The organism is Streptomyces maremycinicus, from assembly GCF_001184025.1.
Taxonomy (GTDB): Bacteria; Actinomycetota; Actinomycetes; order Streptomycetales; family Streptomycetaceae; genus Streptomyces; species Streptomyces maremycinicus.
Window position 1 is genome coordinate 37,536 of sequence record NZ_BBYG01000010.1, and the last position, 13,461, is coordinate 50,996.

At 70.8% G+C, this 13,461-nt stretch carries 11 protein-coding genes and 1 pseudogene; 8 read left to right on the forward strand and 4 right to left on the reverse strand.

The window, feature by feature from the left end:
• The first annotated feature begins 14 nt into the window (after positions 1-14).
• From AOQ37_RS07760 to AOQ37_RS07780, 5 genes are all read left to right on the forward strand, one after another.
• Positions 15-851: a fumarylacetoacetate hydrolase family protein gene (locus tag AOQ37_RS07760; RefSeq protein ID WP_062642601.1), complete on the forward strand. Its 837-nt coding sequence runs from the start codon at positions 15-17 to the stop codon at positions 849-851.
• A 153-nt stretch (positions 852-1,004) separates the two neighbouring features.
• Positions 1,005-2,294: a bifunctional glycosyltransferase family 2/GtrA family protein gene (locus tag AOQ37_RS07765; RefSeq protein ID WP_062642603.1), complete on the forward strand. Its 1,290-nt coding sequence runs from the start codon at positions 1,005-1,007 to the stop codon at positions 2,292-2,294.
• Positions 2,295-2,311: 17 nt separating this feature from the next.
• The gene (locus AOQ37_RS07770) at positions 2,312-4,510 is read left to right on the forward strand and encodes a glycosyltransferase family 39 protein (protein WP_078890071.1); all 2,199 of its coding nucleotides are present in this window, start codon (positions 2,312-2,314) and stop codon (positions 4,508-4,510) included.
• Between the two features lie 50 nt (positions 4,511-4,560).
• Entirely contained in the window at positions 4,561-5,304 is a 744-nt protein-coding gene (locus tag AOQ37_RS07775; protein WP_062642607.1) for a response regulator transcription factor, read from the forward strand.
• A complete protein-coding gene (locus tag AOQ37_RS07780) occupies positions 5,301-6,839 on the forward strand; it encodes a HAMP domain-containing sensor histidine kinase (RefSeq protein WP_062642609.1) in 1,539 nt (512 codons plus the stop codon). The genes AOQ37_RS07775 and AOQ37_RS07780 overlap by 4 nt, the downstream gene beginning before the upstream one ends.
• A gap of 21 nt (positions 6,840-6,860) precedes the next feature.
• Here the strand turns inward: AOQ37_RS07780 and AOQ37_RS07785 are convergent, their stop codons facing one another.
• The 4 genes and pseudogenes from AOQ37_RS07785 to AOQ37_RS07800 form a co-directional block, all read right to left on the reverse strand.
• Positions 6,861-8,510 (reverse strand): sodium:solute symporter family transporter, encoded by a 1,650-nt coding sequence (locus tag AOQ37_RS07785; RefSeq protein WP_062642611.1) that lies wholly within the window; start codon positions 8,508-8,510, stop codon positions 6,861-6,863.
• Positions 8,507-8,749: a hypothetical protein gene (locus tag AOQ37_RS07790; protein ID WP_062642613.1), complete on the reverse strand. Its 243-nt coding sequence runs from the start codon at positions 8,747-8,749 to the stop codon at positions 8,507-8,509. Before AOQ37_RS07790 ends, AOQ37_RS07785 begins: the two co-directional genes overlap by 4 nt.
• A gap of 186 nt (positions 8,750-8,935) precedes the next feature.
• Positions 8,936-10,339 (reverse strand): MFS transporter, encoded by a 1,404-nt coding sequence (locus AOQ37_RS07795; RefSeq protein WP_062642615.1) that lies wholly within the window; start codon positions 10,337-10,339, stop codon positions 8,936-8,938.
• Between the two features lie 307 nt (positions 10,340-10,646).
• Positions 10,647-10,852: pseudogene (locus tag AOQ37_RS07800) on the reverse strand (dsRBD fold-containing protein).
• A 158-nt stretch (positions 10,853-11,010) separates the two neighbouring features.
• Here AOQ37_RS07800 and AOQ37_RS07805 point away from each other — a divergent pair.
• Genes AOQ37_RS07805 through AOQ37_RS07815 form a run of 3 tightly spaced genes read left to right on the forward strand, consistent with a single transcriptional unit; the run spans position 11,011 to position 13,397 of the window.
• Entirely contained in the window at positions 11,011-11,472 is a 462-nt protein-coding gene (locus tag AOQ37_RS07805) for a hypothetical protein (RefSeq protein WP_062642617.1), read from the forward strand.
• A gap of 37 nt (positions 11,473-11,509) precedes the next feature.
• Positions 11,510-12,187, forward strand: a complete 678-nt coding sequence (gene cseB / locus AOQ37_RS07810) for a two-component system response regulator CseB (protein WP_062642619.1) — start codon at positions 11,510-11,512, stop codon at positions 12,185-12,187.
• Positions 12,188-12,191: 4 nt separating this feature from the next.
• Positions 12,192-13,397: an ATP-binding protein gene (locus AOQ37_RS07815; RefSeq protein WP_062642621.1), complete on the forward strand. Its 1,206-nt coding sequence runs from the start codon at positions 12,192-12,194 to the stop codon at positions 13,395-13,397.
• Positions 13,398-13,461: the final 64 nt, after the last annotated feature.

Sequence of the window (13,461 nt, forward strand, 5' to 3'; positions counted from 1 at the left end):
AAGGAGTTCCACCGGTGAAGCTCAGCACCGTACGACTGGGACGAGACCGCACGGCCGCCGCGCGTCTGCAGAAGAAGCACTGCGTGGTGCTGCCCTACCGGGACGTCGGAGCGCTGATCGCGTCCGGCGACGGCTGGCGGGAACGGGCCGCCGCCGAGACCGGAGAGCGTCACAGACTGGACGATGTCTCGTACGCGCCACTGATCGTCCGGCCGGGCAAGGTCGTCAGCGTCGATCCCGGCTACGCGGCCCGTGCCCGGGAGACGGGGCGGCCCCTCCCGGCCGTTCCGGAGTTCAGCGTGCGGGACGGCCGTCGTGTCGTCGGTGCCCACGACGACATCTGTCTGGCGTCCGAGGAACAGGACGTGGACTGGGGGGTGGCGCTGGGCCTGGTGATCGGGCGCCGGGCCCGTGGGGTCACGGCTGAAACCGCCCTGAGCCATGTCGCCGGCTACACCGTGGTCAACGACGTCACCGTACGAAGTCGCCCGGGCGGTGTCCTCGACTCCGGGCCGTCTCCAGCCGTCGCCACCGCCGTGGGGCCCGCCCTGGTCACCATCGAGGACGCGCCGATGGGTGGTCGTGGCCTGACGTTGAACGGCCTCGTCGACGGGCGTGTCAGGCAGAAGGCGAACACCTCGGAGCTGATATTCGACGTCGCCACGGTCATCGCCCACCTCAGCACCGTCGTCACTCTGCTGCCCGGAGACCTGATCACGACCGGAACGCCGGCCGCCTCGCGCACCGGCCGCGAACCCGGCATGTGCCTCCAACCGGGAATGAAAGTGGTCGCCTCGATCAAAGGTGTCGGTGAACTCCGGAACGCTGTGGTGCGGTCGTTCCCACAGTGAGCTGTGGGAACGATTCCGGCCATTGATCTGACTCTCCGTCAGTTCCCTGCATTCTCCCCCCACCCCCACAGGCGAGGCGGCAACAGTGAGGCCGCGGCCCTGGACCAGGGCCTGTGAGCCGCAGTCTGCCGTCCCCTCATGCCTGAGGAAGCCATGACTCCCACCCCCCACCTCACCGCATCCGCCGTCCGTACGGAGCGTCCGGCCGAGTTCCAGCCCGCCGAGCGCTCTGTGCTCCCGCACGCCGGTAACGCGACGGTGGACATCGTCGTGCCGGTCTACAACGAGGAACGGGCCCTGCCCGGCTGCCTGCGCACGCTCCACGCCCGCCTGAGCGCGGGCTTCCCCTTCCCCTGGCGGATCACCGTCGCCGACAACGCCAGCACCGACCAGACCCTCGCCACCGCCCGCCGCCTCGCCGACGAGCTGCCCGGCGTCGGCGTCGTCCATCTGGACCGCAAAGGCCGCGGGCTCGCCCTGCGCACCGTCTGGGGTGCCAGCGACGCGGACATCGTGGCGTACATGGACGTGGACTTGTCCACCGGACTGGACGGGCTGCTCCCACTCGTCGCCCCGCTGGCCAGCGGCCACTCGGACATCGCGATCGGCTCCCGGCTGGCCCCCGGCGCGCGCACGGTGCGCGGCCCGCGCCGCGAGTTCGTCTCCCGCTGCTACAACGGCATCATCCGGCTCACACACGGAGTCCGTTTCACCGACGCCCAGTGCGGATTCAAGGCGGCCCGCACGGAGGTGCTCCGGCCGCTGCTGAAGGTGACCCGCGACGACGCGTGGTTCTTCGACACCGAGCTGCTGCTGCTCGCCGAGCACAACGGACTGCGCGTCCACGAGGTGCCGGTCGACTGGGTCGAGGACGTCGACACCCGGGTGGACGTGGTGAGCACCGCCACGGACGACCTCCGGGGCCTGTGGCGCATGGCGCGCCTCAAGGCCTCCGGCGACGCCCGGGTCGAGGTACCGGCCCGCCCCGAACCGGCCGCCGAGCACCCGGACGCCGTCCTCGCGCCCGCCACGCGACGCGGCGCGCTGTCGTGGGAGGTCGGCTGTTTCGTTGCGATCGGCATCGTCTCCACCATCGGACAGGCCCTGCTCTACTGGCTGCTGCGCGGCTGGTGGACACCCGCCATGGCCAACCTGGTCTCGCTGTTCGTCCTCACCGTCCTCAACACCGAGGCGAACCGACGTCTCACGTTCCGGCACTCCACCGCCCCGCCCGCACGTGCGCACCTCGGCGCCGGGGTCCTGTTCGTCCTCGGCTATCTGGTCACCTCGGGGGCGGTGCTGTGGTTCAAGTGGCTCGATCCCGGAGCCTCACCGGCCGCAGAGACCCTGGTCCTCGCCACGGCTTCCGTCGTCGTCACCGGCGTGCGCTTCGCCGTGCTGCGGCTGGCCGTCTTCGCAAGCCCCCGTCGTCGTACCCGTTGATGAGAGCGAAACCCGACATGAGTAATTCCGCGCACATCATGCCCGTACCTGCGGCATCGGCTGACGACGGGAGGCCTGCGGGTACGTCCGTCCGCTCGCTGCCCGCCTGGGCGGCACCCGCGGCCCTCGGAGCCGTCCTCGTGCTCGCGGCCGTCCTGTACGGATGGGCCCTGGGCTCCCTGGGGTGGGGCAACAGCTACTACTCGGCGGCCGTGAAGTCGATGGGGCAGAGCTGGACCAACTTCCTCTTCGGCTCCTTCGATCCAGCGGGCGTGATCACGGTGGACAAACCACCGGCCGCGTTGTGGCCCCAGGCGATCAGCAGCAAGATCTTCGGGATGCACGGCTGGGCGCTGATCCTGCCGCAGGTGCTCGAAGGCGTCGCCGGGGTGCTGGTGCTGCACCGCACCGTGCGCCGCTGGGCGGGGGAGGGGGCGGCTCTGCTTGCCGCGCTGGTGCTCACCCTGACGCCCATCACCGTGGCCATCAACCGGGACAACAACCCGGACACACTCCTGGTCCTGCTGCTGGTGTCGGCGGCGTACGCGCTCACCCGGGCGCTCCAGGCCGAGGGACGGACCGCTACCTGGTGGCTGTGCGCGAGCGGCTTCCTGATCGGGTGCGGGTTCCTCACCAAAATGCTCGCCGCCTGGATGGTCATCCCCGCGTTCGCCGTCGCCTGGCTCGTGGGAGGAAGCGGCCCCTGGATACCGCGAGTGCGGCGTCTGCTGGGCGCGGGAGCCATCCTGGCGGCGTCCTCCTTCTGGTGGGTCGCGATGGTGGCCCTGTGGCCGGGTGACCGTCCGTACATCGGCGGCAGCGAGGACGGCTCGGCCTGGGATCTCGTGATCGGCTACAACGGGCTGGGCCGGGTCTTCGGCTCCAGCGACGGCACGTCTCAGACGATGGGCGGACTCGCGGGCGGATTCGGCGGCCAGTCCGGCCTCGGCCGGTTGTTCAACGCTCAGGTGGGCGGTCAGATCAGCTGGCTCCTGCCGGTCTGCGCGCTGGCTCTGGCCGTCGCTGTCGTCGGCGTCGTCCTCCGCCGCGGCAGGCTGCCCGACTCCGCCGTGCTGCCGGCCTCCGGCTGGCTGCTGTGGGGGACCTGGCTGGTGGTCTGCGCCGCTGTGTTCTCGACCCAGAAAGGCATCTTCCACCCCTACTACACCACGCAACTCGCCCCGGCGATCGCCGCCTTGTGCGGCGGACTGTTGGCCGCCCTCATCCGTGCTCACCGCGCGGGCCTGCGCTGGGCGCCCCTGGTCGGCGTGGCTGCGGTCGCGGTGAGCGTGGTCTGGGCCGTGGTGCTCATCCGCCGTGAGCCCGACTGGAACGGCTGGCTGATGTGGCCGGTGCTGCTGGCAGGTTGCGCCGCGGTCGTCCTGCTGCTGCTCTCCCGTCGCCGTGGCCGACTGCTCACGGCAGCCGCGGGCGCCGCCGTCGTATCGGTCCTGCTGGCCCCGGGAGCCTGGGCCGTGACTGTGCCCGCCACGACCAACATGGGGGGCACCAACCCGACGGCCGGTCCCCTGACGTTCGGATTCGGTGGAGGTGGCGGAATGCCTCAGCAGGGTTCGAACAGTGGTGACCTTCCTTCGGGCATGCCCTCCGGAATGCCGTCCGGGATGCCTACGGGCGGTGGGATGCCCTCAGACATGCCCACGGGTGGAGCGACCGGCATGCCCGGCGCTCCTGGAGGCTCGGGCTCCGACGACAGCGACACACCCTTGTCCCCGAGTGCGGACTCGGGAACGGCCCCGAGCGGGCGTGGCGGCTTCGGCGGAAACGCGGAACTCACCACCGAACAGCGCAAGATCCTTCAGTACGCCGTCGAGCACGCACCCGACGCCCGGATCAAGCTCGCCGTCGAGGGCGGGGCCACCGCGGCCAGCGTCTTCATCCTGGGCACGGACGAGACCGTCATCGGCATGGGCGGCTTCACGAACAGCGACAACGCGCCGTCGGTGGCTCAGCTGGAAGAGTGGACCAAGAACGGCGAACTGCGATACATCCTGGGATCCGACACGAACGGCGGCGGACTTCGGGCCCTGTCCGGCGGATACACCGAGCAGCGCTCCGACTGGATCGCCGACAACTGTACGAAGGTTCCGGCGTCGGCGTACGGCGGCACCTCCGGCACGTCGTCGCAGGAAGACGCCGGCGGTGCGATGGGATTCGGGGGAAGTAACGTGCTCTACGACTGCGCCGCCAAGTAACCGACGTCAGAGCGACGGCCGTCGGACGGCAGAACGGACCAGCAGAAGTCATGACCGAGCAGCCCGCAGTGGCGAGGCCGCGACACCGGCTCCTCGTGGTTGAGGACGAGCCCAGCATCCGCACCCTGCTGGAGGCGACGCTTCGTCTGACCGGATACGAGGTGAGCAGCGCCGAGACGGGGCGGTCGGCCCTCCTGGAGGTCGAACGCATGGCGCCGCATCTGGTGCTGCTCGACGTGATGCTGCCCGATCTGGACGGATTCGAGGTGACCCGCAGGCTGCGGGCGGCGGGAAACGACTGTCCCATCCTGTTCCTGACCGCCCGCACCGGCCTCGACGACCGCCTCAGCGGCCTGAGCGCCGGCGGGGACGACTACGTCGCCAAGCCGTTCAGCATCGACGAGGTGCTGCTGCGTATCGAGGCCATCCTGCGTCGCACGGCGCCCGCCGCCGAGGTACTGGTGGCGCAGAGCGTGCTGCGCTTCGCCGACCTGGAACTCGACGAGGGCGCCCACGAGGTGCACCGCGCGGAGCAGTACATCCCGCTGTCACCGACGGAGTTCAAGCTCCTGGCCTATCTGCTGGCCAACGCCGGCCAGGTGGTGACCAAGGTCCAGATCCTCGATCATGTCTGGAGCTACGACTTCGCCGGTGACGCCCGGATCATCGAGACGTACATCAGGTACCTGCGCAAGAAGATCGACTGTTTCGACCCTCCGTTGATCCATACCGTGCGCGGCGTCGGCTACTGTCTGCGCCTGCCCCGCGACCACGGAGGAAACCCCGACCAGTGACCCGGCTCCTGCCCCCGCCGCCCAAGTCGCTGCGCCGGCGCCTCGTCCTCGGCGTCACCCTGCTCGCCACCGCGGCCGTCCTGGCCTCCCAGGCCATCGGCTTCGTGGTGCTTCGCACCTGGCTCCTGGACCGTGTCGACGAGCAGCTCGTCGAGTTCCATCCACCGGCTCCCGCCTTCCAGGACGCGCTCGACGGCAGGCTCCCGGATCCGGGGGAACGCCCGGACGTACTGCCCTCGGACTTCCATGTCTACTTCTACGACTCCTCCGGGCGCAGTCTGAACGTCTCCCTGGGCTCCGAGACCAAGCCAGGACCTCAACTGTCCGATGACGCGCAGGACCTCGGGCTGCGGGACGGGCACCCCGAGACCGTGCCCGCCGTCAGCGGCGACGGCCGCTGGCGGGTGCTGCTGAACCCAGGCCCGGACGGCATGAGCGCGGTGGTCACCCTGCCGCTCGACACCGTCGACGGCGCCACCTCGAAGATCCTCTGGCTGAACGCCGTGCTGCTCGCCGTCACGATCGTCACCCTGCTCGCCCTGGGCCGCTGGGTGATCCGGCTGGGCCTGCTGCCCCTGACCAGAATGGAACGGACCGCACAGGACATCACCGCGGGCCGCCTCGATGTGCGGTTGCCGGACACCGATCCGCGCACCGAGATCGGACGCCTGGGCCGGGTCCTCAACTCCATGCTCGACCGTCTGCAGAAGGCACTGCTGGCCCGGGAGACCTCGGAGGCCCGGCTGCGCCGGTTCGTCGCCGACGCCGGGCACGAACTACGCACCCCGCTCACCGCCATTCAGGGCTACGCCGAACTCGCCCTGCGTCCGGAGCGGCGCTCGGACCACGAACGCGACGAGGCCAACCGGTTCATCGCCCAGAACGCGGAACGCATGAGTCTGCTCGTGGACGACCTCCAGCTCCTCGCCACGCTGGACAAGGAGCCCTCCTACCGGAGCGAGCCGGTGGACCTATTGTCCCTCGCGGCCGACGCGGTCAGCGCGGCAGCCCTGCACAGCGCCTCCCACCCCGTCGACCTCGGCCCGCTCCACACCGCGGCCGATCCGACCGGGGCCGAGGAACTCGACCTCGCGGAGACCGTCGGCGACCCGCATCGCCTGCGCCAGATCCTGGAGAACCTGCTCTCCAACGCCCGTATCCACACCCCACCGGGCACCCGCGTCCACGTCCGGGTCGGCACCGCCGAGGCCGGTCCCGGCACCGGCGGCACCGACCGCCCCGGGCGCACCTCGGCCTCCCCGCCCCTGCCGGAGGGCCTCCCGATCGGCGTGATCGAGGTGGCGGACGAGGGACCGGGCCTCGACCCCGTGGACGCCGAGCACGTCTTCGAGCGCTTCTACCGGGCCGACCTCGCCCGCTCACGCAACCACGGCGGCAGCGGACTCGGCCTGGCCATCGTCGCGGTCATCGCCGAGGGCCACGGAGGCCGGCTCGAACTCGACACCGCACCGGGGCAGGGCTGCACTTTCCGCCTCGTGTTCCCCACAGCCGATCCCGGCCAGGAACCCCGCTGATCCTCCCGTCCGGGCGCGCACTCACCGGCGGCGAAGGGTGACAGATGCGGGCAGGCGACCGGTCAGGAGCAGCATGTCGGTGTCAAGCGGATCCTCTCCCACGGCCGGGGTTCGTCCGGCACGGCGTCGTCCCACCACGCTGCCCACCCATCCCAACAGGAAGGCGGCAGGCACGGAGATCGCGGCGGGGTTGCTCTGGCCGAACCACGCGAAGTCGGCGGCCGGGACGAGTGCTGTCCGGCTGCCCGACACGGCGGAGGAGAACAGGTACAGGCCGACCGACAGGGACGCTCCGCCGTAGACCGTCCACAGCAGCCCGGTCTTGTTGTACCGGCTCCAGTAGAAGGTGTAGAGCAGGGCCGGTGCCACGGTCGACGCGGCCACGGTGGTGGCGAGTTGGGCCAGGAAGCCGGCGGAGTGCCCCTGGGCGATCACCGCGAGCACGATGCCCACGGCACCGAAGAGCGCCACGGCGACCCGGGCTGTGGTCAACTCGCTCGCGCGGCTCGGCTGTTCGCGCCGTGCGCCGTGCTGGTAGGCGTCGCGGGCGAGTGCGCCGGCGGCCGCGAGCGTGGTGCCGCCGACGACCGCCAGGACGCACAGGAAAAGGGCGCAGGCGACCGCGGTGAAAAGCAGGCTGCCGAGTCCGTTCTCCATGCCCTCTGCCAGGCTGCGAGCCAGGAGCATCAGCGCGTCGTCACCGTTCCCCCACTCGCCGATGATCTCGCGAGCGCCGATCCGCGCCGCGGCCCCGAAACCCAGCAGGACCACGGCGGCGCACAGGAAGGCGACCACACCGGTCGCGTATCGAATGGAGCGCCGTGCGGTGGCGGTGTCCTTCATCGCGTAGACCCGGTTGAGGACATGGGGCATGCAGGCGCCGCCCAGGATCAGCGAGAGTTGGCCGCCGGCGAAGCCGAGGCGTGTCGTGCTGCCGTTGCCGACCATGCCGCCGGAGTCGAGGTACTGGCTCGGGCGGGTGCTGCCCTGGGCGGCGGCGCCGATGAGGGCGTCGATGTCTCCGTGGAACGCCCGGATCGTGCATACGCAGACCACGAGCATCGCCGCGCCGACCACCGTCGTGGCCAGTACCTGCACCGACGTGAGCCCTTTGGCGCCGCTGAGTACACCGCAGGTGACGACCAGACAGCCGATCAGTACCGTGCAGACCTTCTGGATTCCGACACTCGTGAAGCCGAGCAGAGAGGCGGTCACACTTCCCGCGGCCATCAGCTGCACGATCAGGAACGGCCCGGTCACGAGGAGCGTGGCCACCGTCGCGGCCATCCGGGGAGCGGTGCCGGATGCCCGCAGTGCGAAGAGATCGCCCAGGGTGCGGGCGCCGCTGAGCCGGATGGGCCGCGCGAGGAGAAGAAGCAGGCCCAGCGACAGGAACATGCTGGTCGCCATGGTGATGCCGTCGAAACCCACGGTCGCCACCACACCGGTGACGGTGAGCAGCAGGGACGTCGAGGTGAAGCTCCCGGCCAGCGCGAGTCCGCTCCGCCACGCAGGCAACGTTCGGTCGCCGATGTAGAAGTCCCGCGCGGAGTGCTCGTCCAGGCTGGAGAAGACCGTCAGGAAGAGCGTCAGCATCATGAACAGCATGAAGCCGACCAGGACATGGGTCATGCCGCCGGACGCGGCCGCGTGCAGAGTCCCATCGGTCATCGTGCCTCTCCCGCGCCCGGCACGTCCGCCCACTGCCAAGGGTCCAGCAGACGGGCGCTACGACGGTCGAAGCGTCGGGCTGTTTCCAGCAGGACCAGCGCTTGGGCGAGGTAGAGCAGCAGGCCCACGGTCACCTGTGTGCCGGGCAACCGCTGGGCGAGCAGATCGTCGGCTGTCACGCCGAGAACGACCGAGACGGCGAGGCCGATCGCGTTGGGCGCCAGAAAGGCTCGGTCCACCCGCGACGCCTGCTGGTGTGCGCGTAGCGGAACCGGTGCCCCGTCGTGTGCGTCGCGCGGTCTTGGGGACGAGGGCGGGGGAGGTCTGTGGCGCATCGGGTTTCTCCTGGTAGGCAGGGCGAGGGGGAGGGGCGGCCGTCCGGCCGAACGGGCTCCGGGTTGTGATCGGGGCAGAGCAGCGGACTGCTACGCGTCGGCGACGGGTTGCTCCGCTTTCCCCGCCGTCGGGGCAGCGGCATGGCTTCCGTCCTCGGTCGCTGTCGCGGTCCGGTCGTCGTGGGGGTATCGCGGCAGTACGAGGGTCAGGACGAGGGCGAGCAGGCTCACGCCGAGCAGGGCGAACAGGGTCACGTCGTAGCCGCCGGTCTGCTCGGCCGTGCGCTGTGCGAGGACCGGGAACAGGCCGACGCCCACCAGGGTGACCAGTCCGAGCGTCATGCCCTGGATCTGCCCGAAGTCCCGCAGCCCGAAGTAGCGGCCCACCAGATAGGGGCCGACGCTGGACTCGGCGCCGATCACCGCGCCGAGGAGTGCCATGGCGAGGAACAGCGCCCACTGCCCGCCCTGGGCGGCGAAGACCACGGTGATGCCGGCCACCAGGCAGAGCATGAAGGGAACGAAGGCGCGTGCGCTCCGCGACCGGTCCAGGACCACGCCGGCGAGGATCTGCCCGACGATCGACGCCACCAGCAGAACCGAGACCGACAGGGACACGTCTGTAGCCGAATAGCCTCGGTCATCGAAGAGGGACACGGCGTTGAGTCGCACGCTCATCGCCACGCCGGCGGCCAGGACCAGTACGGCGGCCAGGACGAGCCAGGCCCGTGTGCGCAGCGCGGCCCCGAAGGACACGCCGGGCAGTTCCTCCCGGACGGGGGACCGGTCCGTACCGCCTCCGTCGTTGGCCGATCGCGGGGCCGGAGCCGGTTCGGAGAGCAGGAAGAGCTGGGCCGGGAAGACGATCAGCAGAATGCTCGCCGCCAGCAGGAGGTAGGTCGTCCGCCAGCCGAGGCCGTCGACGGAGAGCTGGCACAGGGGCGCGAGAACGGCACCGCCCAGGCTGGAGGCCGCGCCGATGAACAGGGAGTAGCCCGAAGCCCGGTGGGCGGGGAACCATTCGGAGACGACCTTGTAGACCACGCCCAGAATGGCGACGTATCCGAGGAGGGTGAACGCCAGCAGGGCCAGGAGCAGTTGCGTGGCGCTCGCGCCGACGACGGCGACGACGGCGGTGGCCAGGGCGTAGAGGGCGGTGCCCGGTACGGCTATGGTCCGGGCGCCCCAGCGGTCGACCCAGCGCCCGGCTAGCGGCAGCACGAGTGGGGCGAGCATGGTCGGGACGTTGAAGATCGTCAAGGTCTGGGACTGCGACCAGCCGAAGTCCTGAGCAATGGGCTCGACGAGGAAGGTGGTGGTCGTGACAAGAGCGGCTGGGCTCAGGGCCATGGCCAGAGTGCAGGCCGCGGCCGCCTTCCAGGCCGACGGTGGGTAGCGGCGGACGGTCGCGACGTAGTCGCGCCAGGGTGTCTTCGTGGGGACGGTGTCTTCGGCGGGCTGCAGCGGGCTCGGGCCGGACCGGGTGGCGGACATCGTCGTCCTTCCTCGGAGGCGGGGGCGCCCGTCGACGGCCTGGCACTCGGCCAAGTCGTGGACGGTTGCGCGGGTGCGGGGAGCACCAGATACTGAACTGTACGGTGCAGTGCATATTGCGCGTCAATACCTCTGCGAGATGGTTGTTTCCTGGTTTTGGCGGACCGGTCATCCTTGTGGCGACTCAGAAGCTGGACTGTCGGCGACTCGCGGCTGTAGCCGGTCCCGGCGAACGTGGAAGGGGTGCGATCGACGGCGAAGCGCCTGGCCGCGCGGGGCTGGCTGGCAGAGGAACGCCCGGGACTGTTCAGCGTGCCCGTCGAAGCCGCATCGCGAGCTCGTTCAGAGCCTGCGCGCCCGCGGTCTCCTCCCCGACGCGTGGCTGGATGCCGTCGCCCGGCCGTGCGCCCGGACCTCGCTGCCGTTGGGCAGCCGCACCATCGCGACGGCCCGGGTGTGCTGATCGCCCTCCAGGAACTCCATCTCGACGTGCCATCCCACAGTGGCGCGCATCGTGACGGGCACCTCCGGAACACCTGCGTCCAGAGTGCTCCTCGCGGCCGGTCCGCGCGCAGGGCGCTATCGCCAACATCACGTACCGTTCTGGCTGGAATTCCATGTCACGACATGCATGATGCAGTCGGAAGGATCATTCGCCCGGGGAGACAGCCATGACCCTGCGCCGCTCCGCGCTGAGTTCGTCGCTCGCCGCCTGTCTGCTGGCCTGCCTCACCGGCTGCGGCGCCGCGGACGGTGGCACGCGCGTCGAGGGCCCGGCTCCCACCCGGATTCCATGGACCGGATCGGTGTACGTCCTCGACTGGCGGTCCGTGACCTGGCAGCGCCCGGATCTGATGGACCTCACCGACTCCACCGTCCTGGACCGGATGACCTGGCACGACTGGGGCGCGTCACGGGCCACCGCCACCGGCTGGGTGATCGACCTGCCCTGTGCCTCGGGCTGCCCGCACGGGAGCCTGCCCGGCTACGCGGTCACGATCGTCTTGAGCGGCCTGGTGAAGCGTCAGTACGCGGCCTACTACAGCCGGGCCGCCGTGACCCCGGTCCACCCGCCGGCACCCGACTGGGCGGAGGACGTGAGCGCCGTGTCGCTCCACGTCCCCAAGGCCTGACAACGTTGCCACACGCCCCATCCCGGAGAGGACTCCCATGTACGACGTTCTCCTCGTCGAGGACGACGAGCTGATCCGCGAGGCCACCCGGCTCACGCTGGAGGAGCGCGGCTACCGCGTCCGTACCGCGGCCGACGGCGTGAGCGGACTCGCCCTCTTCCGGGAGCACACCCCGGACGTGGCCGTGCTCGACATCATGCTGCCGGGGCTCAACGGGGTGAGCCTGGCGGGCCGGATTCGCGAGGAGTCCGGGGTGCCGGTGCTGCTGATCTCGGCCCGCAACGACCCGGTGGACGTGGTGATGGGGCTGGAGGCCGGCGCCGACGACTACGTGACCAAGCCGTTCGACGGCCCGGTCCTGGTCGCCCGGATCCGCTCCCTGCTGCGCCGCGCGGCACCCGCAGAGCCGCGGCCCCAGGCGGCACGGCCCGAGCTCCTGCGCTTCGGGGACCTGGCCTTCTGCCCCGTGACGATGGCCGTGTGGCGCGGCGCCGAAGAGGTGTCCCTCACCACGACCGAACTGAAGCTGCTGCGCGAGTTCGCCGCCTCACCGGGGACCGTGTTCACCCGCGATCTGCTCCTGGAGCGGGTGTGGGACTACGCATGGTCCGGGGACACCCGGGTCGTGGACGTCCATGTGCAGCGGCTGCGCGCCAAGATCGGCCGGGAGCGGATCGAAACCGTCCGCGGCTTCGGCTACAAGCTGCGTGACTGAGCCGATGGCCCGTCCGAACCTCGGGGCGAAGGCCGCCCTCGTCGTCGCCGTCACGGCCCTGGTGGTGTCGACCGCGATCGGCCTTCTGGTGCACCACCTCACCGCCTCGGACCAACTCGCCACCGCCCGCACCGACCTGGACGGCCAACTCCTCAACGACGCCTACGACTACGCGGCCGGCCGCCAGTCCCCGGCCCGGATCAACCCCGCGGACCTGCCCGACCCGCTGGCGAGGGCCGTACGCGCGAACGTACGCGTGACCTACCTCCAAGGCGGCCGGCACCCCGTGCTGTGGGCGGCGACCCGTGTCTCGGACCGTGACGTGCTCGCGCTGTCGCAGTCGTACGGCCCCGAGACGCGGGCCCTGGCCTCGCTGGACCGGACACTGGTCGCCGTGGGCGGGACCGCGACCGTCGTGGTGTCCCTGGCGGGGCTGCTCCTCGGGGTGCGGGTGGGCCGCCGTGCCACGGCCGCCGCGCAGACGGCGGAACGCATCGCGGACGGTGAGCTCGACGCTCGCGTCGACCCGCGCGGCCGGGACGAGATCGCCCGTCTCGCCGCCTCCGTCAACACCATGGCGGACGCGCTCGGCGCTCGTCTTGAGGCCGAACGCCGGGTGACCGCCGACATCGCGCACGAACTGCGCACCCCGGTCGCGGGCATGTCGACCGCGGCCGGGCTGCTGCCGCCGGGCCCCGCGACCGAGCTGATCCGGCGCTCGGTGCAAAACCTGCGCGGGCTGGTCGAGGACGTGCTGGAGGTCGCCCGCATGGACGCGCAGGTGGTGGCGCTGGAGACCGAGGAGCGGCAGGTGAGCGCGATGGCCCGGCGGGCGGTGGCCGGGCTGGACCGGGTGGAGGTGCGGGTACCCGCCGACACGGTGGTGACGACCGACCCGCGCCGCGTCGAGCGGATCCTGGCCAATCTGGCCTCGAACGCGCTGCGACACGGCGCCCCGCCGGTCGTGGTCGAGGTGGCCGGCGCGGTCGTCCGCGTCCGCGACCACGGCCGGGGTTTCCCGCCCGATGTCCTTGCGGTCCTGCACACCTCCGGCCCCCAGCGCTTCCGTACGACCGTCCCGGGCACCGGGACCGGGCTGGGACTGACGATCGCGGTTGGCCAGGCCCGGCTGCTGGGCGCCGAGTTGACCTTCCGCAACCATCCGGACGGCGGCGCGGAGGTGGTGCTCACGCTTCCGGACGGGGACTGAAGGTGCCCGGCCCGCAGACTGTGAACAATCTCGTCGACGATGAGAGGCCGTTACAGGACCGAGG